Genomic DNA, 24,538 nt, shown 5'->3' on the forward strand with positions numbered 1-24,538 from the left:
GTCACCCTTGCAGCGACTGAAGATCCGGCATCCCCGATTCAATGGCGGTCGGGATATCAGGCGCGCCGCTCGATCGCTTGTCGGGTGTGACCGCGAGCAGCCGTATCTTGCCCGCCTGACTCAAGAACCCTTGGCCACCGCTAGCCTCCCGCAGCAGCCGCACGTCGCGGCAGCTTCCAGTCCGGCCGGATGAAATGGCAGGTGTAGCCGTCGGGATAGCGTTCGAGATAATCCTGATGCTCGGGCTCGGCCTCCCAGAATTCGCCGGCGGGGGCGACTTCCGTCACCACCTTGCCGGGCCACAGGCCCGATGCCTCGACATCGGCAATGGTGTCTTCGGCGACGTGCTTCTGTTCGTCTGACGTGTAGAAAATCGCGGAGCGGTAGCTCGTGCCGAGATCATTGCCCTGACGATTGAACGTCGTGGGATCGTGGATCTGGAAGAAGAACTCAAGCATGGTCCGGAAGCTGGTCTTCGCGGGATCGAACATGATCTCGATTGCTTCGGCGTGGCCTTCGTGATTGCGATAGGTGGCGTTCTTCACCCGACCGCCGGTGTAGCCGACCCGCGTCGAGATCACGCCAGGCTGCTTGCGGATGAGATCCTGCATGCCCCAGAAACATCCTCCAGCCAAAACTGCGCGCTCTGTCGTCATTTGATGCTCCATCTGCTTCATCGGGATTGCCGCGATTCAAGCGGAAACACCCCATCCTCGACGGCCTCTCGCCCAGGACTTTGCCTTCATCAGGCCGATGCCGGCAAGTCCTGGTGCCGGCAAGTCCTGGCGCCGGCAATTCCTGGCGCAGCTCCCAATATTCGGCTAGGTCAATTTGGCGTCGAGCGTGATCGTCGCGTTAAGCACTTTCGACACCGGACAGTTCTTCTCTGCCTCGCCGGCGATACGGGCAAAACCGGCGTCGTCGAGGTTGGGCACTTTGGCGCGCAAGGTCAGCGCCGACTTGCTGATCTTGAATCCCTTCCCTTCGGGATCGAGGGTAACCGCGGCCTCGGTGGAGAGCTCAGTCGGCGTGAAGCCAGCGAGCTGAAGACCGAAGGCCAGCGCCATCGTGAAGCAGCCGGCGTGGGCCGCTGCAATCAATTCCTCGGGATTGGTGCCCTTCTCGTTCTCGAACCGCGTCTTGAACGAATAGGCCGTCTCGGCGAGCACGCCGGATTCGCTCGATAGATGGCCGGTCCCATCGCGGCCGGTGCCCTGCCATACTGCTTTTGCCTTGCGGATCATCTCTTTCTCCTGGTTTTGCTTGCCTGCTTGCGCACCGCGCCGACGGAAGGCTATCCCGGCGTCACCGCGGTGTCGCCCTTCAACCGTTCGAGCGCCGTAGCGGTTCCGTCAAATACCGACCTGTCCGGCGTGGAGGCCCAAGCCTGGCCGGATTTTGACGTCGCCCGCGCGGTGGAAACCACGCGCCGCTCCAGCCGGATGTCTTCAGCCGCGACAGATGATCAGCTTGCGATCGACGTTGGCTGAAGAGGTTCTTTATCCCGCCGGCAGCGCATCGAGGTGGCAGGCGACCCACTGTTCGCCCCCAGCCGAACGAAGCTGCGGCTCTTCGGTCCGGCAGCGATCGAACACGTAGGGGCAGCGGGTGTGGAAGCGGCACCCGCTCGGCGGATTGATCGGGCTCGGCACGTCGCCGCCAAGGATGATGGGGTTGCGCTGCGCACCGGGCTCCGGCAACGGAACTGCCGAGAGCAGCGCCTTGGTATAGGGATGCCTGGGCGCCGCAAATATCTCCCGGCGCGGCGCCACCTCGACGATCTTGCCGAGATACATCACCGCAACGCGGTGGGTCATGTGCTCGACGATCGCGAGGTCATGGCTGATGAACAGCAATGCCAGCCCGAACTCGCGCTGAAGATCCTGCAACAGGTTGACGATCTGCGCCTTGACCGAGACGTCGAGCGCCGAAACTGCCTCGTCGCAGACGATCAGCTCCGGCTCGGCCGCGAGCGCCCGTGCAATGCCGATGCGCTGGCGCTGGCCGCCGGAGAATTCGTGTGGCCTGCGGTTGAGCGCTTCCCGCGGCAAGCGCACCGTGTCCATCAGCGCGGTCACGCGCGTCTCGAGGTCGGCCGCGGATTTGGCGAGGCCGAAATTGCGGATCGGCTCCGCCAGGATGTCGCGCACGCGCATGCGCGGATTGAGGCTCGAGAACGGATCCTGGAACACCACCTGCATGCGTTGCCGCATCTGGCGCATCGTGCTCGGATGCGCGTCGTCGATGCGCTGGCCATCGAGGATCACCTGGCCCGACGTCACGTCGAACAGCCGCAGGATTGCGCGGCCGACCGTCGACTTGCCGCAGCCGGACTCGCCGACCAGCGACAACGTCTCGCCGCGCGCAATCTCGAACGACACGCCGTCGACCGCGTAGACCCATTCGGACTTGCGCCCGAACAGGCCGGTCTTGACCGGAAAATGCTTCTTGAGGTCGTTGACCTGGAGCAGCGGAGGGCTCATGCCGCAACCGCTCCCTTGGCGGCGTAGTGGCAGGCCGCGATGTGGCGCGGCGACTTTTCCTCGAGACCCGGCGCATATTGCCGGCAGAGATCGGTTGCCAGCGCACAACGGCCGGCGAAGACGCAGCCGGTGATGGGCTTGCGCAGATCGGGCACCTGTCCGGGAATCTCGGCGAGCCGCCTCGCGGCGCCGGTCAGCGAGGAGCCGAGCCTCGGCACCGCGCCGAGCAGGCCCTGGGTATAGGGATGGCGCGGCGAGCGGAACAGCTCGGCGACCGGCGCCTCCTCGACTTTACGGCCGGCATACATGACCATGACGCGTTCGGCGATTTCGGCGACCACGCCGAGATCGTGCGTGATCAGGATGATCGCCGCACCGACACGGCGCTTCAGATCCAGCATCAGCTTCAGGATCTGTGCCTGGATGGTGACGTCGAGCGCGGTGGTCGGCTCGTCCGCGATCAGGAGCTTCGGATTGCAGGCGAGCGCGATCGCGATCATCACGCGCTGACGCATGCCGCCGGAAAGCTGGTGCGGATATTCGCGCACGCGCCGTTTCGGCTCGGGAATGCCGACCAGCGTCAGCATCTCGATCGCGTGCGCCTCGGCGGCCTGCTGGTCCAGCCCCTGATGGATCATCAGCGTTTCACGGATCTGCCGGCCGACGGTCAGCACCGGATTGAGGCTCGTCATCGGTTCCTGAAAGATCATCGAGATGTCGTTGCCGCGGATCGCGCGCATCTCGCGATCTGAGAGCTTCAAGATATCTTTGCCCGCGAAGCGGATGGCACCTGCGATCCTGCCCGGCGGCTCCGGGATCAGCCGCATCAGGGACATCGAGGTTACCGACTTGCCGCAGCCGGACTCCCCGACGATGGCCAGCGTCTCGCCCTCATTGACGTGGAAGGATACGCCGTCGACCGCGCGGTTGATGCCGCTGGGCGTGCGGAAGTGGGTCTGCAGATTCTCGACTTCGAGCAGTGCCATCGCGATCAGCCTCGATACATCAAAGGCTCTTGGCCATGCGCGGATCGAGCGCATCGCGAAGGCCGTCGCCCAGCAGGTTGACCGCGAGCACGGTGACGGACAGGAATGCCGCCGGGAAGAACACGATATAGGGCTTGACCTGCCACAGCGCGCGGCCCTCGGCCATGATGTTGCCCCAGGACGGAATGGTCGGCGGCGTACCGGCGCCGATGAAGGATAGGATCGCCTCCGTGATCATCGCGCTGGCGCAGATATAGGTCGCCTGCACCAACATCGGCGCCAGCGTGTTGGGCAGGATGTGGCGCAGGATGATCATCGGCGTGCGCGTGCCGCAGGCTACCGCCGCATCGACATAGGGCTGTTCGCGCAACGACAGCACAACGCTGCGGACGAGGCGTGAGACGCGCGGGATCTCGGCGACCGTGATGGCAAGAATGACGTTACCGACGCTGCCGCGCGTCAACGCCATCAGCGCGATCGCCAGCAGGATCGGCGGGATCGACATCAGGCCGTCCATGAAGCGCATCAGGATGCCATCTGCCCAGCGGATGAAGCCGGCGACGATTCCGATGGCAAGACCCGCCGCGGAGGCGAATATCGCAACGGACAGACCGACCGTGAGCGAGACCCGCGCGCCAAACAGCACGCGCGAGTAGATATCGCGGCCGAGCACGTCGGAGCCAAACCAGAAAACAGCCGAGGGCGCGCGGGTCCGCTTGGCTGGTGCGAGCGCGGTCGGATCGACCGTGCCGAGATAGGGCGCGAAGACCGCGATAAGAACCAGCATCAGCAGCAGCGCGCCGCCGATGGCGACCGTCGGATGGCTGCGCAGAAAACCGACGACGCCACGCCGGATCACGACGGGCCGAAGGATTTCGGGCAGTTGAGGCGCGACGACGAGGCCGGCCGGGAGCGCGTGCGGGTTGACGGTCATGTCGGTCAATAGCGGATCCTCGGGTCAACGATCGTATAGGTGACGTCGATCATCAGATTGACCAACACGTAAACAAAGCTGAACAGCAGCACGATGCCCTGGATGACGGGATAGTCGCGGCGCAGGATCGCATCGATCGTCAGCCGCCCAAGGCCCGGGATCGCAAACACGCTTTCAGTCACGACCGCCCCGCCGATCAAAAGCGCGATGCCGATCCCGATCACAGTGACGATCGGCACGGCTGCGTTCTTCAGCGCATGAACGAAGAGGATGCCGCCCTGCCCCAGGCCCTTGGCCCGCGCCGTGCGGATATAGTCCTGCTGCAGCACTTCGAGCATGGTCGCGCGAGTAATGCGCGCGATCAGCGCGATGTAGACGCAGCCGAGCGCGACCGCCGGCAGGATCAGATTTTGCAGCCAGGGCCAGAACCCCTCCGTGAGCGGCGTGTAGCCCTGCACCGGAAGCCATTCGAGCTCCAGCGCGAAGATATAGGCAAGGACATAGCCGACAACGAAGACCGGCAGCGAGAAGCCGAACACGGCGAACGCCATGATGGCGCGGTCGATCAGGCTGCCAGCCTTCCACGCGGCCACGACCCCGAGCGGCACCGCGACCACGATCGTGAGCAGCAGCGTGACCATCATCAGCGACAGCGTCGGCCCCAGACGCTGGCCGATCATCGTCGAAACCGGCAGGTTGGTGAAGATCGAGGTGCCGAGATCGCCATGCAGGATACGCCAGACCCAGCTTCCGAACTGGATCAGGAAGGGTCGATCGAGGCCGAGGCTCTGGCGGATGCGCTCCACATCCTCCGGGCTTGCCTGGTCGCCCGCAATCACCACGGCGGGATCACCCGGCGCGATGTAGAGCAGGCTGAACACGAACAGCGCGACGATTGCCATCACTGGCAGGGTCGAGACGATGCGCCGGAGGATGTAGGAGAGCATCTGGCTTCAGCGCGCGGTCATGCGGATTTCGACACGCCCCAGAAGAACGGCAGCGGCCCTTTCGCGATGCCGGAGATGTTCTTGCGCCACGCCGTGTAGCTCAGGAAGAAGCCGGTCGGGGCGTAGACGACGTCATCGAGTGCGGCCTTGTTGAGGCGGCCGATGGCGGCCTTCTCCTCATCGAGGTTCTTGGCCTCGAACCAGGACGAGACTTCCTTCTCGGTATTGGGGCTGCTGGGCCAGCCGAACCAGGCCTTGTCACCGTTGGCGCGAATGGCGGTGTAGGGCGCGGGATTGATGCAATCCGCGCCGGCGTGCCAGGTGTGGAACATGTTCCAGCCGCCCTGTCCCGGCGGCGTCTTCGCCGCACGACGCGAGCCGACCGTGCCCCAATCGGTGGCGACGAAGTCGACATTCATGCCGAGCTGCTTGAGGAGGTCCGCGGTAACGTCACCCTGCGCCTTGGTGATCGGCTGGTCCTGCGCCACCAGGCACGTCACCGGCTGGCCGGAATAACCGCTCTCGGCGAGCAGCTTCTTGGCCGCATCGAGATCGCGCTTGCCCTTCAGGATCTCGCCGCCAATCTCGGAATAGAGCGGCGTGTCCGGCGTGAAGTAGCCGGGCAGCGGCTTCCACAGCGAATTGTCGTCGCCGACGATGGCGCGCATATAGTCTTCCTGGCTCATGGCCATCAGCACCGCACGTCGCGCCCGCACGTCGTTGAAGGGCGGGTACAGGAAGTTCATGCGGAACGAGCCGATATTGCCGAGGGGATCGCCGATATCGACGCTGATGTTCTTGTTCTTCTTCAGGACCGGAACGAGGTCGGCGATCGGGCTCTCCCACCAGTCGACTTCGCCGTTCTGCAGCGCGGCCGCTGCGGTCGCCGCGTCCGGCATCACGATCCATTCCACGCGATCGATCAGGATCTGCTTGCCGCCGGCGAGCCACGACGCCTTCTCTTGCCGCGGCGCATAATCGGCGAATTTCTCGAACACGGCTTTCGCGCCGGGGACCCACTCGCTCTTGGCGAACTTCATCGGCCCGGAGCCGACATAGTCACCAATCTGCTTGAACGGGTCGGTCTGAGCGATCCGCTCCGGCATGATGAAGGCGCAAGGCGAGTTGTTCTTCGCGAGCGCGTAGAGCAACTTCGGGAAAGGCTGCTTCAGCACCCATTTGAAGGTGCGGTCGTCGACCGCGGTGAGCTCCTGCTGGAGCGCCTTGATCATCAGACCCATCGGATCGCGCGCCGCCCAGCGCGCAAGACTCGCGACGACGTCCTTGCTCAGCACCGGCTCGCCGTCATGGAATTTGAGCCCCGATCGCAGCTTGAACGTCCAGGTCGTGCCATCGTCGGTTACTTCCTCGGATTCGACCATCTGACGTTGCGGTTGAAGCGAAGAATCGATGCCGTAGAGCGTATCCCAGACCAGCGCCGCCGCGTTGCGCACGACATATTGGGTGCCCCAGATCGGATCGAAATTGGCGAGATTGGCCTGTGGCACGAAGCGCAGGGTGCGGGCTGAGGCGCCTTGTGCGATCGCAGGCGCCGAGACGCCACCCGACAATGCCAGACCGCCCGCGCCGGCCAGTCCCTTCAATACGGTCCTGCGATCCATGAAATCCTCCCGGTAATGCCGTGATGCCGGCCGTGTTGGCCAAGGGCAGGTGAAACAGAGCCCATTTGCGTGCAAATGGTATGCCAGTAACCGCGGGGCCGCCAGCGGGTTCTCATCGCCTTTTGGGCCTATCGTTGCGCAGCAGCACGGACGAGACCGCGCCAAGGACACGCGAGGTGCTGGTCCGCGACGATCCTCATCGCGCGCGGTCCGCGATCACAGCAGTTTTGCTCCGAAATTCCGCTCAGGATCCATGTCCGCCACCAGCCGGCCCGTCGGCTTTGCCGCCTCGCCGCCGCTCCGCGCCAGGAATTTGCCGCTGCCGGCGCTGGCGAGGCACTTGTCGCCGTCGACGATCACGCGGCCGCGCGAGAGCACCGACACCGGCCACCCCTTCAGCTTGCGGCCCGCAAACGGCGTGTAACCGGCAAGATCGTGCATCATGTCGTCCGCAATCGTGGTCTCGCGATTGGGATCCCAGATCGCGATATCAGCATCCGCGCCGACCGCGATCGAGCCCTTGCGCGGATGCAAATTGTAGATTTTTGCGGGTGCCGTCGCGGTCAGCTCGACGAACTTCTCAAGACCGAGCCGTCCTTTCGACACCATCGCGTCGAACAACAGCGGCAGCCGCAGCTCCAGTCCCGGCAGGCCGTTCGCGACCTGCTTGAAGTTCGGATTGGGGCCAGCACGCAGCTTGCCGGTCTCGTCGTAACGATACGGCGCGTGGTCCGATGAGATGGTCTGGAGATCGCCGAGCGAAAGCGCCTGCCACAGCGCCTCCTGGTCCGAATGCGTGCGCGGCGGCGGGCTGCACATCCACTTCGCCCCCTCCGCGCCGGGCTTGTCGAGATCATCAGCCGTGAGGAACAGGTATTGCGGACAGGTCTCGGCGAACACCTTGAGCCCCTGCCCGCGCGAATCGCGGATGACCTTTGCGCCCTCGGCGGTCGAGACATGGAAGATCATGATGGGCTGATCGATCAGCGCCGCCATGCCGATCAGCCGGGTGAAGGCTTCGGCTTCAGACACACGCGCGTGGCTGACGGCGTGGTATTTCGGCATCGTGTAGCCGCGCACGAGCAGCCGCTTCACCATCCAGGCGATGATGCCGTGATTTTCGGCATGGGCGCATAACATCGCGCCGGACTGGCGTGCGGCGAGGAGAATGTCGAGCAGCGGCTCGTCGTCGACCTTGAGCCGGTCGTAGGTCATGAAGATCTTGATCGAGGCGTGCCCCTGCCTCACCAGCGCCGGAATGTGCTCCTCGACCGTCTCCCTGGTCGCGTCCGCGATGATCATGTGAAAGGCGTAGTCGATCACGGCGCCTTTCTTTGCAAGCGCGTGATAATCCTCCACCACCTGCGGCAGCTTCATGCCGACGTGCTGGGCCGCGAACGGGATCACCGTGGTCGTACCGCCAAAGGCCGCCGACACGGTCGCGCTTTCAAAAGTGTCGGCATTCATGATGCCGGCCGCGGACAGCTGCTCGATATGCGCATGACTGTCGACACCGCCGGGCAGCACCAGCTTGCCGCGTGCGTCGATCTCGCGCTTGGCGGACGGAAGCCCGCGGCCGATGGCTACGATGGTCTCGCCGGAGATTGCCACATCGGCCTCGAACACATCGGTCGTGGTAGCGACGCGGCCGCCGCGGATAATCAGATCGTAAGTGGGTTCAGTCATGAGGCACTCCATGATAGGCCTGAGGGAAATGATTGCCAGTTTGCAGGAAGACCATGGGCATCATTTCTCCGGCGGCGGCACCGCGCCGGTACGGCTGGTGATCAGGCCGTAATGCTCGATGCGGCGGTGCTGTGCAAAGTTGAAGATCGTGGTTTTGCCGAAGGTGGTGGCCTCGAGATCGCAAGGATGGACAAGTAGCTCGTCGCCGTCCGTCCGGGCTTCGGCAACGATCTCGCCGTCGGGATCGACGATCAGACTGCCGCCAAACAACGCATGGCCGTCCTCGACGCCAGCCTTGGCCACCGCGACCACCCAGGTCGCATTCTGATACGCGCCGGCCTGCACCGAGAGGCGGTTGTGGAACAGGCGCTTCTCGACGCCCTCCTCGCTTCGCTCCGCATTCACCGATGGCGTGTTGTAGCCGATCAGCACCATCTCGACGCCCTGCAAGCCCATGACGCGATAGGTCTCCGGCCAGCGGCGGTCGTTGCAGATCGCCATACCGATGATGCCGCCCAGCTCGCGCCAGACGTTGAAGCCGAGATCGCCCGGCTCGAAATAGCGCTTCTCCAGATGCTGGTGCGATCGATTGGTGTCGTATTCCGCATGGCCGGGCAAATGGACCTTGCGATATTTGCCGACGATCTTGCCAGACTTGTCGGTGAGGATCGCCGTGTTGAAGTGGCGGCCGTCGGGCGTCAGCTCGGCATAGCCGAAATTCATTGCCATCTGATGCTGCGCGGCACGCTCGAACAGCGGCTTGGTCGCAGCGCTCGGCATCTCGCGTTCGAACCAGCTGTCGAACTCCGCCCGGTCCTCTGCGTACCAGCGTGGGAAGAACGTTGTCAGCGCCAGTTCCGGATAGACGATCAGGTCGGCGCCTTTGGCCTTGGCTTCGTCCATCAGCGCGATCATGCGCTTGACCACGGCCTCGCGGCTGTCGGCCTTCTGGATCGGGCCCATCTGGGCGGCGGCAACATTGACGATACGCATCAGCGAGTTCCTGATTATTTGAAAAATTTCTTGGCGAGGCTGGAGATCGCAGCTTCTGGGGGGCGGCACGCGCAGCATAACGCAGCCTCACGCCATTTTTCCAGCCAAGCAGCTTTCATGCCGCGCCCCCCGTTCGGCGGACAAGTCGCTCCATCCGAGCTACAAGCATGCGGAACCTCTCTCTTCGCTTCGGTTTATAGCTGCGCCCCCCTCTCCTCTTCCCCAATCCCCTCCGGAGCTTTGCGAATGACATCAGCCGACCGTCCGGCGACGCGGCTCGCCACGCGCCTCTCGTTCCTGGTCGCCGGCTTCGGCATTGCGTGCTGGGCGCCGCTGGTGCCGTTCGCGAAGCAACGGCTCGCGGTCGATGACGCGGTCCTTGGCTTGCTGCTGCTCAGCCTCGGTATCGGCTCGGTCATCGCGATGCTCGCAACCGGCATCTTGAGCGCACGCCACGGCACCAAGCCGATCATCATCGCGGGCGGAATTGCCCTCGCCCTGGTGTTGCCGCTGCTGGTCATCGCCGGCACGCCCCTGACATTGGCGATTGCCTTGCTCGCATTCGGGGCTGCGCTCGGCTCCATCGATGTCGCCATGAACATCCATGCCGTCGAGGTCGAACGTGCGGCAGGACAACCGCTGATGTCGGGCTTTCATGCGCTCTTCAGCATTGGCGGGTTCGCCGGATCCGCGGTGATGACGGCGCTGTTGTCGTTTCATCTTGGACCGCTCGCGAGCGCATTGATCTGCGCCGTGCTGATGCTGATCGCGATGGCGCTCGCCTGGCCGCGCCTGCTGCGTTCGGCGCAGGCGCAGGAGGGACCGCTGTTCGTGCTGCCGCATGGCATCGTGCTGCTGCTGGCGTTGCTGGCGGCCATCACCTTCCTGATCGAAGGCGCGATGCTCGACTGGGGCGCGTTGCTCGTCATCGGCACGGGCCTCGTCAGCGAGGCCCAGGGCGGGATCGGTTACATCGTGTTCTCGATCGCGATGACCATTGGCCGGCTCGGCGGCGACGCCGTCGTGGCACGCATCGGCGATCGCACAACGCTGGTCGGGGGAAGCCTGCTTGCCGTCGCGGGCCTTGCAGTGTTGTTGCTCGCGCCGAGCAAGGCCGTTGCCATCGCCGGTTTCCTGCTCATCGGTCTCGGCGCCTCGAACCTCGTGCCGGTGCTGTTTCGTGGCGCAGCCATGCAGACCGCGATGCCCACGGGGCTCGCGGTGGCATCGATCACCACCGCCGGATATGCCGGCGTTCTGGTTGGCCCCGCCGGCATCGGCTTTATCGCCCACGCCACCGGGCTGCCGATGGCATTCTGGATGCTCGCGGCGCTGATGTGCCTCGTCACGCTGTCCGCGCGCGCCGTGACCACAAAATAGCAAAGCGCGCCACAGCATCATCTTCCCGTCACACCAGGCTCGACTTGCCGCGGCTCAGCACCTCGCCCGCGCCCTTATCGCCGACGATCCTGCCCTGCTCGTACACGACCCGGCCCCGCGCGATGGTGGTGACAGGCCAGCCGGTGACGTCAAAGCCTTCCCAGGGCGTGTAGTCGGAGCCGTGGTGCAGATCGACCTGCCGGATCGGCTTCTTGAGCTTCGGGTCCCATAGCACGATATCGGCGTCGAAGCCGATTCCGATCGAGCCCTTGCGCGGATAGAGCCCGTAGATGCGGGCGTGGTTGGTCGCGGTCAGCTCGACAAACTTCTGCAGCGTGATCCTCCCCTTCGAGACTCCCTCGGAGAACAGGATCGGCAGTCGCGTCTCGATGCCGGGGATGCCATTCGGCACCCAGCGGAACGAGGTGCGGGCATTCGGCGTCAGCTTGCCCTTGGGATCGTCGTAGCGGAACGGGCAGTGGTCGGACGAGAAGGTCTGAAACACCCCGGTGGTGATGCCTTCCCAGATCGCCTGCTGGCTCTCAGCATCGCGCGGCGGCGGCGAGCAGACATATTTGGCTCCTGAGATGTCCATGTTCAGGCCCTTCATGTCGTCGGCCGTGAGCGTAATGTATTGCGGGCAGGTTTCGGCATGCACCGGCAGGCCGCGCTGCTGGGCCCACCGTATCTGCTCCATCGCCTCGCGCCCGGAGACGTGGACGATCATGATGGGGACGCCGATCACCTCGGCATGGCTGATGGCGCGATGCGTCGCCTCGCGTTCGACGGCCTGGGGCCGCGAGCTGCCATGATAATAGGGCGCGATGTGGCCCTCGCGTTCGAGCTTCGTGGTGAGGAAGCGGATGGCGTCATAGCCCTCGCAATGGACCATCACCAACGCCTCCTCGCGGCGTGCGACATCGAAGACCTCGAGCAGCTGCTTGTCGCTGAGCACGAGGTCGTCATAGGTCATGAACACCTTGAACGAGGTGTAGCCGTCCTTGACCAGCGCCGGCAGCTCCTGCCCGAGCACGACCGCGGTCGGATCGGAGATGATGAGGTGGAAGGCGGTGTCGATGTAGCACTCGCCCTCCGCGAGCTTACGGTAGTTCTCCACGCAGGTCCGTAGCGACGTCCCCTTCTCCTGGAGCGCGAAGGGCAGCACCATGGTGTTCCCGCCGGCTGCGGCTGCGCGCGTCGCCGAGGCGAAATCGTCGGCCATCACGACGTCGGGGCCCTGGACTTGAGAGATGTGGACGTGGCTGTCGATCCCGCCCGGCAGCGCCAGCAGCCCCGACGCGTCGATCTCGCGTGCCGCGCCTTCAATGCTGTCGGCGATGGCGACGATCTGGCCGTCGCGAATGCCGATATCGGCGCGAAACTCGTCGCTGGCCGTCACGATGGTGCCGCCGCGAATGGCGAGATCGAGCTGCGTCACTTGACCTTGAAGCACTTGCGTCTCCGTCACTTGATGATCGGCTTTGTCTGGAATATCCGCCCCCACGACATAAGGGTCGCGATGTCGCCGCCGGCGAGGCTGAGGCTTCGCCACAGCGTGACTGCAACGGAGTCAAGCACAACGATATTCAGCTCCTGCTCGAGCGAGGCCGCAAGCGCGGCACCGTCCAGATTGGTGCAAAGGATGACGACGGCGTCGGCGCCCTCCGCCGCCACCACGCGGATCATGTCCGCGATCGTCGCGGGCGCGACCTCGCCGAAGGAAAAATTATCGCGCAGGCCGAGGTGTCGCTCGGCGTGCGGCGCAATGCCCTCCTCGGCCCAGACCTCGCCAATCCGCCGCTGCACGTCATCGCTATAGGGCGAGACCAGACCGATACGTTTGGCTCGAAGTGCGCGGACGGCATCGATGCAGGCGAGCGTCGAGGTCGTTGCCGGCACGCCGGTGCGCGCCGTGATCGCGTCGCAAAGGCCCCTGTCGCGGCCGATGCCGAGCCAGCTCGCCGACGTACCGTTCCAGGCGATGGCGTCGACCTTGGCATCGGCCAGCAGGTCAGCGGCCGGCAGCATCACCGATGCATCGAACTGGCTCAGCGCTGCCGCGTCGAGCGCGATCTCGGTGACGCGGAAACGGGAGAAATGGGCGGTAACGCCGTCGATGCCCTGCAGCATGGCGCAGGTCGCGGGCTCCAGTACCGAATTGGAGGACGGCGTGATCATGCCGAGACGCTTGCGCAGGACTGACATCGATCACGGACGCTCCATTGCGAAGGCGCGATTGCGCCCCTCGAAAGATCATCCTTGCCGGCATCGCGCTGCGCAAGCCGCAATCTGCATGCTGCATACAATTTATTCGATATGCATTTGTTTTGAGCCACATACGTCGCAAATTTGGGCACCGCATTTGGTGGGGAGTGGATAGGGTCATGCGCAGGCAGGAAGCCCGCGTGCAGCAGAAATCCGAACCAAGCCCCGGACGAAAATCGCCCAAGCTCAAGAGGAGGGGCTTGCATGAGCGCGCCGCCACGCGGATGCGGACGATGATCATTCGCGGCGAGCTGCCGCCGGGAGCGCAGACCCAGGAGACAAAGCTGTCGAAAGAGCTGGGCGTATCGCGCACCCCTTTGCGCGAGGCGATGAAGGTGCTCGCCGCCGAAGGATTGATCGAGCTCCGTCCCAACCGCAGCCCGCGCATCGCCGATATCGCGGTCGACGGCATCTCGGAATTGTTCGAGGCGCTGGCCGGCATCGAGCGACTTGCCGCAGAGCTCGCCGCGGCGCGTGCCACCGAGCGCGACCTTGCCCGCTTGCGCACGCTTCAGACCCGGATGGAGGGTCATCACCGTAACGGCAAGCTCGACGACTACTTCGCCATCAACGGCGAGATCCACAACACCATCGTCCGTATGGCCCGCAACAAGCCGCTGCGCGAAGCGCATGAGATGCTGATCTCCCGCGCCGAGCGCGCGCGCTACCTCGCACTCGGTGCCGACCGCCGCTGGAGCAATTCGGTCGACGAGCACGCCGCTATTCTTGCCGCGCTCGAGGCGCGCAACGGCGAGGCGGCCGGCCGCCTGCTCGGCGCTCATGTCGCACGCACCGGGACGGCGCTGCTCGAAGTCCTCGCCAAATCCCAACCCAGGCGGACGGCGTCGCAATCATGAAGCTTCTGCTGCTCAACCCGAACACCAGCATCGAGGTCACCCGGCTGATGGCGGGCGTCGGACAGCGCGCGGCGTCCCCCGGCACCGAGCTGATCCCCTGCACCGCGACGCGCGGTGTGCCCTATATCTCGACGCGCACCGAGGCCCAGATCGGCGGCGCCATCGCGCTGGAGATGCTGGCCGAGCAGCAGCGGAACGTCGACGCCGCAATTATCGCGGCTTTCGGTGACCCCGGCCTGTTCGCCGCACGCGAGACCTTTGACATTCCCGTGGTCGGCATGGCGGAAGCAGCGATGCTCACGGCCTGCATGGCCGGACGCCGCTTTGCCATCGTCACTTTCGCACAGGCCTTGGGGCCCTGGTACGAGGAATGCGTCCGCGCCCACGGGCTGTGGGAGCGCTGCGCCGGTATCCGAATGCTCGATACGCCGTTTCAAGCGATCTCGGAGGTCGGCACCGAAAAGGAGGATGTGCTCGTCGAACTCGCGCAACGTGCGATCGTCGAGGACGAGGCCGACGTTCTGATTTTTGCGGGCGCCCCGCTTTCGGGGCTTGCCGAGCGCGTCGCCCACCGCGTCCCGGTCCCTGTGGTTGATCAAGTGGTCGCCTCAGTGAAGCAGGCCGAGGCGCTGGTTGCGCTGCGCCTGCGCAAGGCTACGGCAGGGACGTTCCGAAGGCCCGCTGCCAAGCCAACCATTGGCCTTGCCGAGGTGCTCGCCGCCCGGCTCGAGCATCGCGACAATGAGTGAGAAGGGTCTGACGATGCGAGAGGTACGATCGGTCTTCAATCGCACGGCTGGCGGCAGACTGGGGCACGAGACTTGCTTTCTTTCCGGGGAGAACGGGAGGCAACACCATGGCTGATACGCCAGGCGGGCGATCGCTCGTCGTCGACGCGGTAACCCATCGCTATCAGAGCGGCGCGCGTGCCGTCGAGAACATCAATCTCGACATCAAGGGCGGCGAGATCATCGCACTACTCGGGCCCTCCGGCTGTGGCAAGACGACACTGCTGCGCATCATCGCCGGCTTCATTGCACAGACCCAGGGGCGGATCATCATCGGCGATCACATCGTCGATGCGCTGCCGCCCAACCGCCGCGCCGTCGGCATCGTGTTCCAGAACTACGCGCTGTTTCCGCACCTCTCGATCAGCGAAAATGTCGGCTATGGCCTCGCCGCCCGCGGCGTCGACAAGGCGTCGCGCCAGCGTGAGGCGCAGCGGCTGCTCGAACTCGTGCAGTTACCCGCAATGGCGGAGCGGCTACCCCGGCAACTCTCCGGTGGCCAACAGCAGCGTGTCGCGCTCGCCCGTGCGCTCGCGATCAAGCCGTCGATCCTGCTGCTCGACGAGCCCTTTGCCGCGCTCGACAAGAATCTGCGGCTCGACATGCAGATCGAGGTCAAACGGCTGCAACGCGTCTCCGGGATCACGACACTGATCGTGACCCATGACCAGGAAGAGGCGCTATCGATGGCGGACCGCGTCGCCGTGCTGAGCCATGGCAAGCTCGAGCAGTTCGGATCGCCGTCGGACGTCTATGACCGTCCGCAGACCTTGTTCGTCAACACCTTTGTCGGCTCCAGCAACCGCATGCCGGGCGTCGTGGTATCCGCGGACCGCACCGCTGCAAAGGTGCGGCTCGATGCCGGCGCGGAGATCATCGCGCGGCCGGCCGGCGGCACTCTCACCGAAGGCGGCCGCGTCACGGTGTGCATCCGCCCCGAGCATCTGCAATTCGTCGGCGACGAGACGGGCTTTGCCGGCGTGGTCGGCATGTCGCTGCCGCTGGGGGCGACCGTCGTGCACGAAGTGACCACCGCCGACGGCTCCGGCGTCAAGATTTCTCAGGCGCGCATCGGCGGGACGCGCGCGCTGGAAAACGGTGCGGCGGTGCGCCTCGCGCCGCTCGCCCCCTCGCTCGCCAACGCCTTTCCCGCAACGCTTTAGATTTTAGTCTAGTCCACAGGGAGTTCGACATGATCCTCAACCGCCGAAGCCTGATGACCACCGCACTCACCCTCGGCGCCATGAAGGCGTTTCCGGGGCTGAGCTACGCCCAGGCCCGCCCACTGGTGTTTGCGACCTTCACCGGAAGCTGGGAGGAAGCGCACAAGGCCGTGCTGGTGCCGGCGTTCCGCAAAGCCAACGCGGACGCGGCGATCGTGCTCGATCCGATGCTGTCGGTCGACCAGATCGCGAAGATCAATGCCGCCAAGGCCAATCCGCCGATCGACGTGATGCTGCACGATCCCGGTCCGGCGCTTGTCGCGATTGGCCAGGATCTCGCAGAATCCTATCCGGTCGAGAAGAGCGCCTATTTCAAGGACCTGATCTCGGAAGCGCAGGAGCCGATGGGCCCCGCCCCATTCTTCCAGGTCGTCGGCCTCACCTACAATCCGGAGGCCATCAAGACGCCGCCGACCTCCTGGGCCGATCTGTGGAAGCCGGAATTCAAGGGCCGCGTCGGCATCACCAACCTCAATTCGACGCTCGGCACCGGCTGGCTGGTCGAGATCGCCAAGATGCGCGGCGGCTCGGAGGCCAATGTCGATCCCGCCTTCAAGGCGCTCGAAGAGCTGAAGCCCAATCTGGCCGCGGTCGCCGCCAATCCCGGCGCGCTCGCCACCCTGTTCCAGCAGGGCCAGATCGACATCTCGCCCGGCAATTTCAACGCCATCCAGATCCTGAAAGCGCGCGGCGTGCCGGTCGAGTTCGTGGCGCCGAAGGAAGGCGCGATCGCCTTCAAGACCACGATCCACATCGTCAAGAACTCGCCCAACCGCGAGCTCGCCTTCAAGCTGATCGAGGCATCGCTCAGCCCGGAGGTGCAGACCGCGCTGATGAACTCGCCCTATCTGATCGTGCCGACCAATTCCAAGGTGGCGATGGGCGGCGAGATCGCGCGTGTGCTCGCCAAGGACACGGCCGAGCTGAAGCAGAAATTCGTGTTCCAGGACTGGAAGAAGATCAATGAGCAGCGCTCAGCCTGGATCGAGCGCTTCAACCGCGAGATCAAGATCTAGCACCATGGGCACAGCACCGGCATCACGGGACGTGACGTCCTACGGAATGGGACTGGCAGCGCCGCTGGCGCTGTTCTTCCTGGTCTTCTTCGTGGCGCCGCTGCTGCAACTGCTCTGGCTCTCGCTGCACAACGACACGGCCGGGCTCCATTGGGGGCTCGGCCAGTACCTCCACTTCCTCACCGATCCCTTCAGCCTCAGCGTGCTCGGCTCGACGCTGTGGCTGGGTGCCGAGGTGACCGCCGTCTGTCTCGTGCTCGGTTTTCCCATCGCCTGGCTCTACCAACGGGTCGGGCCGCGGCTGCAGACAATCATCATCCTGATCGTGCTGCTGCCGCTCCTGACCAGCGTCGTGGTGCGCACCTTCGCCTGGATCGTCATCCTGGGCCGCCAGGGCATCATCAACGCGACGCTGCAATCGCTCGGCATCGTCGATACGCCCTTAAAACTGCTCTACACCCAGTTCGGCGTGGTGATCGCGCTGGCGCAGGTGCAGATGCCACTGATGACACTGCCGCTGATCACCGCGCTCGGCAGGATCGATCCCAATCTCGACGACGCCTCCTGCTCGCTCGGCGCCGGGAGCTGGCGCACCTTCTTCAGGATCGTGCTGCCGCTGTCGCTGCCCGGCGTGATCGCCGGATGCACGCTGACCTATGCCGCTGCGATCACCGCCTTCATCACGCAGTCGCTGATCGGCGGCGGGCAGATGCTGTTCATGCCGATGTATCTCTATCAGCAGGCGTCCACGCTGCAGAACTGGCCGTTTGCGTCCGCGATCTCGATCATCTTCCTGCTCGCCGTGCTCGCGGTCGTCTCCGTCTTCACCACGCTCGGCCGCATGTCGCGCGGCTATGGAGGGGCGTGATGAGCGGACGCAAACGGACCCTTGAAGCGATCAGCTTCGAATTTGTCATGACTGTCATCGCGATCATCGCGTTGGTCATCATCATTGCACCATCGTTGGTGGTCCTGATCGTCTCCTTCACCAGCGGCTTCTCGCTGCGGTTCCCACCGCCGGGTTATTCGTTGCGCTGGTACGCCGAACTGTGGAACGCCTGGCAGCTCCATTTCGCGGCGAAGAACAGCCTGATCGTCGCGCTATGGGCAACGGGCCTGTCGATCGTGCTTGGCGTTGCGGCGGCACTTGCGATCTCGCGATCGCGCGCGCTGTCGGCGCGGCTGCTCGATTCCCTGTTCATGTCGCCGCTGGTGCTGCCGGCGCTGGCTTTCGGTCTGGCTGCGCTGATGCTATTCTCGCTGGTCGGTCTGCCGGTGTCGCCGCTGACGCTGGTGATCGGCCACACCGTGGTCTGCGTGCCCTATGTCGTGCGCAATACGGTCGCGGCTCTTGCCCAGCTCGAGCCGACGCTCCTGGAGAGCTCGGCGGTGCTGGGCGCGAGCCGCCTCTATACGTTCCGGCGCATCGTGCTGCCGCTGATCCGGCCGGGCATCATTGCCGGGGCCTTCATCGCCTTCATGTCGTCCTTCGACAACGTGCCGGTCTCGCTGTTCCTGCGCGATGCCGCAACCGACATGCTGCCGATCCGGATGTGGCAGGATCTCGAGGGCAAGCTCGATGTCACCATCGCAGCACTTTCGAGCGTGCTGATCATTGCCACAGTCCTGCTGGTTGCTGTCATGGAGCGCGTCACCGGCCTGTCGCGGCGCTTGGCGAACTGATCAGGCGCCGCGGAACAGCGAATATCCCCAGCGCGTAAACTTCAGCGGCAGATGAAAATGTTCGTCGACATTGTGGATGCGGAAGCGGAACGGCGTCACGGTCAAGAAGCCGTCGCTGTCCGCGAAGAACTCGCCGAGATGAAACAGCACCTCGTACTCGCCGGCCGTGACGCCTTCGCCGCGCGTAACGGAATGATCGAGCACGCCGTTGGCGCCGAGCCGCCCGTCGGCGATCCGCGACGAATCCGGATCAATCCGCCAGATCTCGACGCGCAACCCCTGCGCGGGCCGTCCGCTCGCCACATCGACCGCGTGAATGGAAATGCCGCCTGCCACAATGTTCCTCCCGTGAGCGCGCCGCCATGGTAGACGGAAACGCGGCGGTTCGGCCAGTGCCTGCACTGCTGCCGGCGTTCGGCGCAGCGTGCCTCGCGCTCTGCGCCACACTGGCGTTGATCCGGGGAGGCCATGACAAATCCGGCACATAGCGCGCGCGAGATTGCGGCCGAGGTCAGCGCCGGACGGATCAGTGCGGTATTGACTGCCAAGGCCGCACTCGCCCGCATCGAGGCTGCGAAAGCCTTGAATGCGGTCGTCACGATCGATCCCGAGCGGACGCTCGCTGATGCGGCAGCGGTCGACGCACGCTTGCGCAATGGCGAGGCCATGTCGCTCGCCGGCGTTCCCGTCATCGTCAAGGACAATATCTGGGTCGGCGGCTGGCGCGTGACGCAGGGCTCGCGCCTGTTCGCCGATTTCATCGCGCCGCAGGATGCCATTGCGATCGAGCGGCTGCGCCGCGCAGGCGCTGTTGTCGTCGGCATCGGGGCAACATCCGAGTTCGCCTGCAAGGGCGTGACGACGTCGTCGCTGTTTGGGCCGACACGGCATCCGCAAAATCCCGCACTGACGCCGGGCGGCTCTTCGGGCGGACCCGCCGCGGCCGTTGCAGCCGGCCTTGTGCCGCTCGCGATCGGCACCGATGCCGGTGGCTCCAGCCGCAGGCCGCCGGCCCATGTCGGCGTCGCCGGCTTCAAGCCGTCCTATGGCGCGATCCCCTATGGGCCCGGTTTCGCCGAGCCATTCTTCGGCCTGTCCGTCATCGCGCCGATCGCCATTGATGTCGGCGATATCGCCCTGGCGTTCGAAGCCATGGCCGGCGACGATCCGCGCGATCCGGACTCAGCGAACATCGCGCGACATGCCAGTGACATCTCCAGCCTGCGCATCGCATTCTCGCCACGTCTCGGGCTCGACGTCGCAGTCGACGATGTCGTCGCAAATGGGCTCGCCTCCGCGGTTGCGCGTCTCGCCACCGCAGGCTTACCCGTCGCACAACGCGATCCCGTCTGGCCCCCGGGTGCGACGGAAGACGCTATCATGCCGCTTCAGCACGCGGGCCTTGCCGCTCTCCACGGCGATGCCTTTCGCAAGGATCCAACCGCTTTCGATCCGGATATCGCCAAGCAGGTCGAACGCGGTCTCGCCTGGTCAGGCAGCGATGTTGCCCGGGCGCTGGTCGCCAGCACGTCGATCGCCCATGCGTTTGCGACCTTCTTCATCGAAGTCGACCTGCTGCTGGCCCCGACGGTGCCCTGTGTCGCCTGGCCGTTGACCCAGCTCGGACCCGACCTGATCGGCGGCCGCCCGGCGAGCCCTCGCGGGCACGCCGTGTTCACGCCCTTCGTCAATCACGCCCGGCTGCCGGCGATCTCGATCCCGTGCGGGCGTGACAAGGCCGGACTTCCTTTCGGCCTCCAGATCATCGCCCGGCGCGGACAGGATCGCACATTGCTGTGCGCCGCACGACATATCGAGGCGGTGCTGCGGGCGTAGGTCACGTCACGAAGGTCGACCGCAAACGGCTCCAGCCGATCACGATGCCCGTGACGGAGAACACCAGGCCAAGCGTGCAAAGTCCGACGATCAGGACATCACGCAGACGCGGATGGGCCATCAGGACAGGGAAGTCGAGCGTGTGCAGCGCGCCATAGAGCCAACGATAGGCTCGCCGCGAGGCATCCAGCCGTTGCAGCACGCTGCCATCGGCGCCGTCGATGTCGAACCAGAGATCGCCGCAGCGGGCGCGGTAGACGGGCGCGCCGGGAACGATGGACTGCGCGGAATAGTCATCCTTATAGGCGACAACAGACGCCGCGCCGCAGCCTGTCGCCAGGCGCGTCGTCAAGCTGAGGAGGTCCTGCTCAGTCAGGAACGCCGCTTGCCGAGCCGGGGCCGGCTCGCCCGCCCTGGTCAAGGTCTGGCTGTTAAGGCCGGTCCGATCGCGCCGAAAGACGCTCCCCTGGAAGGCAAACCATTCGATTTCACGGACCGGGGAGGAAATGGGCTGCTGATCGAGCGACGGAGCTGCGCGCCAGTCCGGCACGGCGTTCGTCACGGCGGCCTCGGCCGGGGTCAATTGCCCACGCGAGAACAGCCGGCCGTGATCCATCGAGAGCCAGCCGCTGAAAATCCAGGTCAGCACGAAAACGGTCGAAACGAGCCCGATGATGTGATGCAGGGCGTGCCAGCCGCGATAGGGCGACGCGATCTGGCGCCCGCGGATCCTAATCCTGATGACACCGAGCACTGCGCCCAGTACCGCTGCGGTCAAGGCCACCAACGACAGTGTCGAGACCACCTGGTCCCACAGCGACCAGTTGCTCCTGAGCACCGTCGGATAGATCCAGTGCACGACGCTGCCGACCCAATTCCATCCGCGCTCGCTGCGGATCGTGTCGAGCACAACCTCGCCGGTAGGCGACGAGACATAGATTTCCGTTCCCGCCGCATCGCCGAGCGCGACCCGAAACAGAGGCCGATGGCGATCGAAACCGTTGGGGACGCTCCATTGATCGTAATCGGCACGCGCCACGATCGTGGCGTTTGCGGCATCGAGCCCACGTCGACGAGCATGATCTTGCGCAATGGCGAGCGCGACGTCGGGAAACTCCACCGATGCATCGGCCCCATCGGACGCATAAACCGCCCGCACACGCGATGGTCCCGACACCACATAGACCGGCCCGTCGCTGCGCTGGATCAAGCGCACACGCGTGGCGTCCGCGATCCCACTGGCGGCGACCGCGTCGGCCACCGACATGACCGGCTGCGCGCGCTCAACTGGCGCAAGCCCGGCAAAGCGCTCCGCCTCCGTCAGAGACGGAAACGGAACGAAGTGCATCACGATTCCGCTCGCAAACCACATCGCGAACAGGAAGCAGAACGCGATCCCAAGCCAGCGGTGCGAGAGGACGATCGCGCCCATCATGTGGTCAACACCCTACCATTTGAACGCGGCGGAGATTTCATAGGTCCGCGGTGCACCCAGCAGGATCTGGTCGGGATAAAACGGGTCGCCCCAGATCGCGTAGCGCTTGTCGGTGAAGTTGCGCACCCGGAAGGTTACGCGGGCCTGGTCGGCCGCATTGAACACCGTCTTGGGGATATCGACGAAGGCGTAGAGATCGCCGACGGTGTAGGCATTCATGGTCACGGTGTTGGCGTCACTGTTGTAGCGGTCGCCGACATGGCGGCCAGTGATGCCGACCTCGACAGGCCACGGCGTGAAGAAGCGCCAGGACGCGCCGGCATTGGCAACGATGCGCGGCACGTTCGGCGGCGTGTTGCCCGAGAACGAGCCGCCGGCAAAGTCGTAGCCGGCGTAGCGCGCATCGACATAGGCGATGTTGCCCCAGAGACGCAAAGGCTCGATCGGGCGGATTGATCCGGCAAGCTCGACACCCTTCGATTCCTGCCGTCCAGCGATGTTGAGCTGCATGCCACCGGCCGCGGCATAGACGTTCTTGCGCAGGATGTCGTAGGCCGAAAACGACCACTCCGCTCTGTTGTCCCAGAGCACATGCTTGACGCCGGTCTCGTAAGTGCGCGCGGTCGTCAGGTCGAGGTTCTGGGTCGGAGCAACCAGGAAGATATTGTTGGCCGAGACGTCCGCGCCGGTGGCGTACTGGCTGAAGAAGGTCAAACCCGGAACGGCTTCCCAGGTGTAGCCGATGCGGCCGGTGACGGGCGCCCAGGATTTCGAGAATGGGAAGTCTGCTTTCACAAGCCCGGCGGGGTCAGTCGAATTGCGGTCAAGCCCAATATGCTCGACGCGCAGACCACCGATCAGCGCAAAGGTGCGCGTCAGCTTCAGCCGGTCCTCGAACGACAGCGCCTCGTTGTCGATGCGCGCGGTCTGCTGCTGTATCGTGAGCGGGCCATAAAAACCGCGGTCGAAATCGACCAGCGGCACAGAATCGCCAAGGGGCTTGAAGGCACCCGGCCTGACGAAGTCCAGGTAGCTCGACGACAGCGTCGTGACGAGACGATTGTCGAAGCCTGCGATATTCGCATCCCAAGTCAGGTCGGTGACGTTGCCGACCAGCCGCTGGCTGTGCGCCACATAAAAGCGGCTGCGGTCCACCGTATTCGTCGCGGTGTTGAATGCCTCGACCTCGTTGTTGAACCAGGAGCGCTCAGCGCCATAGGCATAGGCCTGGCTCTTCAAGGTCAGGTCGGGGGCAAGCTTCAGCTCGAAGCCGCCGCGCAGCCAGACTTCCTGCGCCACGTTACGGTTGTCGAGGACGTTGTAGTTGGTGTTGAAGGTACGGTCGTCGATGGTGATCGGCCCGAGATTCGACGGGTTGAAGCTCGATACGTAGCTGCCCGAGACGATGCCAGCCGTCGCGTGCGAGCCGCTGAACGCCACCGGCACCAATGGCGCGCCCCAATAAGCCCTGGAGCGGTCCTCGCGATATTCGATTGCGCCCCAGACCTTGAGGCTGTCGGAGATGCGATAGTTGAGCTGGCCGGAGACGTCGAGCGTCCTGGTGTTGGTGTCGTCGGCAAAGCCGTTGAGCGTGGAGCGGCTGACGTCGAAGCGGTAGTCGAGCCCCTCGACATTGGTGCTGCCGCCCGAGCCGTAATGCGCGCGGAAGGAGTTCAGGGAGTCGTATGAAAAGTCAGCCTCGTTCCGGATCGGCCCGGTGTGCGGCTGCCTGCTGACGAAGTTGATCGCGCCGCCGGCGGCGCCCTCGCCCGAGATCAGCGAGGCCGGCCCTTTCAGGATCTCCACGGCTTCAAGATTGGCCGTGTCCATGATCCGCGAGGTCATGTTCTGCGGGCCGATCTTGATGCCGTTGTAGAGCGTGTTGATCTGGCTGTTGGTGAAGCCGCGCATCGAGAAGGCCGACGGCTCCGCCGGATTGTCGCCGGCGGTGACGCCGACCGCGCCCTGGGCGACGTCGGAGACGGTGCGGTAGCCCTGCTCGCGCATGGTCTCGGCGGAGATCACCTCGACGGTTGCGGGCGTCTCGAGCACGGTCAGGCCGAGGCGCGAGGCACTTTCAGCGACCACGTTGCTGTTGAGCGGCGTCGGCGCCGCAGCGATCGGCACGACCGGCTTGGGCGCGGCCGCTGCCGCGGCGGCCCTGCGCGCCGCCGTGCGGCGTGCGCTTGCCGCGTCCCGGCCGGCTGGCTTGGCCTGCTTGCGGGATTGCGGCGGCGATATCTCCACGGGCGGCAGGGGTTCGCGGACCTGCTGCGCCAAGGCAGCTGGCAAGTCGATGGCGACAAAAGATGTGAGAGCGGCGGACGCCAGCACGAAACGGCGTGGTCGTACAATACGGATGGAAAACACGGTCTTGGACCTCGGAGTGACGTCAGTGGCACGT

Annotated in this window: 23 protein-coding genes and 1 pseudogene; 9 read left to right on the forward strand and 15 right to left on the reverse strand. The window is 64.8% G+C overall.

Translation table 11 applies throughout. The annotated features are described in order from the left end of the window. Positions 1–16 precede the first annotated feature (16 nt). The 3 genes and pseudogenes from ABID59_RS37480 to ABID59_RS30390 form a co-directional block, all read right to left on the reverse strand. A pseudogene (locus ABID59_RS37480) lies at positions 17–124 on the reverse strand (tripartite tricarboxylate transporter substrate binding protein); the annotation flags it as partial. A gap of 16 nt (positions 125–140) precedes the next feature. After that, a complete protein-coding gene (gene msrA, locus ABID59_RS30385; RefSeq protein ID WP_148755476.1) occupies positions 141–656 on the reverse strand; it encodes a peptide-methionine (S)-S-oxide reductase MsrA in 516 nt (171 codons plus the stop codon). Positions 657–821: 165 nt separating this feature from the next. After that, positions 822–1,244 (reverse strand): OsmC family protein, encoded by a 423-nt coding sequence (locus ABID59_RS30390; protein ID WP_354085807.1) that lies wholly within the window; start codon positions 1,242–1,244, stop codon positions 822–824. A 27-nt stretch (positions 1,245–1,271) separates the two neighbouring features. On the opposite strand from ABID59_RS30390, the gene ABID59_RS30395 reads away from it, so the two are divergent. After that, complete coding sequence (locus ABID59_RS30395) at positions 1,272–1,490, forward strand: hypothetical protein (protein ID WP_354085808.1); 219 nt, start codon at positions 1,272–1,274, stop codon at positions 1,488–1,490. Between the two features lie 9 nt (positions 1,491–1,499). On the opposite strand, the gene ABID59_RS30400 is transcribed toward ABID59_RS30395, so the two are convergent. The 7 genes from ABID59_RS30400 to ABID59_RS30430 form a co-directional block, all read right to left on the reverse strand. After that, positions 1,500–2,483 carry an ABC transporter ATP-binding protein gene (locus ABID59_RS30400; RefSeq protein WP_148755478.1) on the reverse strand — a complete coding sequence of 328 codons (984 nt, stop codon included), beginning with the start codon at positions 2,481–2,483 and terminating at the stop codon, positions 1,500–1,502. Further along, positions 2,480–3,469 (reverse strand): ABC transporter ATP-binding protein, encoded by a 990-nt coding sequence (locus ABID59_RS30405; RefSeq protein WP_354085809.1) that lies wholly within the window; start codon positions 3,467–3,469, stop codon positions 2,480–2,482. The genes ABID59_RS30400 and ABID59_RS30405 overlap by 4 nt, the downstream gene beginning before the upstream one ends. A gap of 19 nt (positions 3,470–3,488) precedes the next feature. Then, complete coding sequence (locus tag ABID59_RS30410) at positions 3,489–4,412, reverse strand: ABC transporter permease (protein WP_354032031.1); 924 nt, start codon at positions 4,410–4,412, stop codon at positions 3,489–3,491. Next, positions 4,409–5,350 carry an ABC transporter permease gene (locus ABID59_RS30415; protein WP_148755481.1) on the reverse strand — a complete coding sequence of 314 codons (942 nt, stop codon included), beginning with the start codon at positions 5,348–5,350 and terminating at the stop codon, positions 4,409–4,411. The genes ABID59_RS30410 and ABID59_RS30415 overlap by 4 nt, the downstream gene beginning before the upstream one ends. A gap of 17 nt (positions 5,351–5,367) precedes the next feature. Further along, on the reverse strand, positions 5,368–6,972 hold the full coding sequence (locus ABID59_RS30420; protein ID WP_354032030.1) for an ABC transporter substrate-binding protein: 1,605 nt from the start codon (positions 6,970–6,972) through the stop codon (positions 5,368–5,370). Between the two features lie 216 nt (positions 6,973–7,188). After that, positions 7,189–8,658 (reverse strand): dihydropyrimidinase, encoded by a 1,470-nt coding sequence (hydA, locus tag ABID59_RS30425; protein ID WP_354085810.1) that lies wholly within the window; start codon positions 8,656–8,658, stop codon positions 7,189–7,191. A gap of 60 nt (positions 8,659–8,718) precedes the next feature. Further along, entirely contained in the window at positions 8,719–9,651 is a 933-nt protein-coding gene (locus ABID59_RS30430) for an N-carbamoyl-D-amino-acid hydrolase (protein ID WP_354032028.1), read from the reverse strand. Between the two features lie 246 nt (positions 9,652–9,897). On the opposite strand from ABID59_RS30430, the gene ABID59_RS30435 reads away from it, so the two are divergent. Further along, positions 9,898–11,031, forward strand: a complete 1,134-nt coding sequence (locus ABID59_RS30435) for an MFS transporter (protein ID WP_187435350.1) — start codon at positions 9,898–9,900, stop codon at positions 11,029–11,031. 28 nt (positions 11,032–11,059) lie between these two features. On the opposite strand, the gene hydA (ABID59_RS30440) is transcribed toward ABID59_RS30435, so the two are convergent. Further along, positions 11,060–12,469: a dihydropyrimidinase gene (hydA, locus tag ABID59_RS30440; protein ID WP_354085847.1), complete on the reverse strand. Its 1,410-nt coding sequence runs from the start codon at positions 12,467–12,469 to the stop codon at positions 11,060–11,062. 26 nt (positions 12,470–12,495) lie between these two features. Continuing rightward, the gene (locus ABID59_RS30445) at positions 12,496–13,236 is read right to left on the reverse strand and encodes a maleate cis-trans isomerase family protein (RefSeq protein ID WP_354085811.1); all 741 of its coding nucleotides are present in this window, start codon (positions 13,234–13,236) and stop codon (positions 12,496–12,498) included. Between the two features lie 179 nt (positions 13,237–13,415). On the opposite strand from ABID59_RS30445, the gene ABID59_RS30450 reads away from it, so the two are divergent. The 6 genes from ABID59_RS30450 to ABID59_RS30475 all read left to right on the forward strand — a co-directional run bounded on the left by ABID59_RS30450 (position 13,416) and on the right by ABID59_RS30475 (position 18,863). After that, on the forward strand, positions 13,416–14,153 hold the full coding sequence (locus ABID59_RS30450) for a GntR family transcriptional regulator (protein WP_354085812.1): 738 nt from the start codon (positions 13,416–13,418) through the stop codon (positions 14,151–14,153). Continuing rightward, positions 14,150–14,902 (forward strand): aspartate/glutamate racemase family protein, encoded by a 753-nt coding sequence (locus ABID59_RS30455; protein WP_354085813.1) that lies wholly within the window; start codon positions 14,150–14,152, stop codon positions 14,900–14,902. The genes ABID59_RS30450 and ABID59_RS30455 overlap by 4 nt, the downstream gene beginning before the upstream one ends. Positions 14,903–15,009: 107 nt before the next feature. Further along, entirely contained in the window at positions 15,010–16,104 is a 1,095-nt protein-coding gene (locus ABID59_RS30460; RefSeq protein WP_354085814.1) for an ABC transporter ATP-binding protein, read from the forward strand. Positions 16,105–16,133: 29 nt separating this feature from the next. Beyond that, positions 16,134–17,180, forward strand: coding sequence for an ABC transporter substrate-binding protein (locus tag ABID59_RS30465; protein WP_354085815.1), 1,047 nt, complete (start codon positions 16,134–16,136; stop codon positions 17,178–17,180). A gap of 4 nt (positions 17,181–17,184) precedes the next feature. Further along, positions 17,185–18,048, forward strand: a complete 864-nt coding sequence (locus tag ABID59_RS30470) for an ABC transporter permease (protein WP_354032022.1) — start codon at positions 17,185–17,187, stop codon at positions 18,046–18,048. Beyond that, positions 18,048–18,863, forward strand: coding sequence for an ABC transporter permease (locus ABID59_RS30475; RefSeq protein ID WP_354032021.1), 816 nt, complete (start codon positions 18,048–18,050; stop codon positions 18,861–18,863). Before ABID59_RS30470 ends, ABID59_RS30475 begins: the two co-directional genes overlap by 1 nt. On the opposite strand, the gene ABID59_RS30480 is transcribed toward ABID59_RS30475, so the two are convergent. Further along, the gene (locus ABID59_RS30480) at positions 18,864–19,199 is read right to left on the reverse strand and encodes a hydroxyisourate hydrolase (RefSeq protein ID WP_354085816.1); all 336 of its coding nucleotides are present in this window, start codon (positions 19,197–19,199) and stop codon (positions 18,864–18,866) included. Between the two features lie 132 nt (positions 19,200–19,331). Between ABID59_RS30480 and ABID59_RS30485 the strand changes: the two genes are divergently transcribed. After that, a complete protein-coding gene (locus ABID59_RS30485) occupies positions 19,332–20,699 on the forward strand; it encodes an amidase (RefSeq protein ID WP_354085817.1) in 1,368 nt (455 codons plus the stop codon). Between the two features lies 1 nt (position 20,700). On the opposite strand, the gene ABID59_RS30490 is transcribed toward ABID59_RS30485, so the two are convergent. After that, positions 20,701–22,134 (reverse strand): PepSY domain-containing protein, encoded by a 1,434-nt coding sequence (locus tag ABID59_RS30490; protein ID WP_354085818.1) that lies wholly within the window; start codon positions 22,132–22,134, stop codon positions 20,701–20,703. Between the two features lie 12 nt (positions 22,135–22,146). After that, positions 22,147–24,504 (reverse strand): TonB-dependent receptor, encoded by a 2,358-nt coding sequence (locus ABID59_RS30495; RefSeq protein WP_354085819.1) that lies wholly within the window; start codon positions 24,502–24,504, stop codon positions 22,147–22,149. Between the last annotated feature and the right edge of the window lie 34 nt (positions 24,505–24,538).

It is taken from the genome of Bradyrhizobium sp. S3.3.6 (assembly GCF_040546905.1).
In the GTDB taxonomy this organism is placed as follows: Bacteria; Pseudomonadota; Alphaproteobacteria; order Rhizobiales; family Xanthobacteraceae; genus Bradyrhizobium; species Bradyrhizobium cytisi.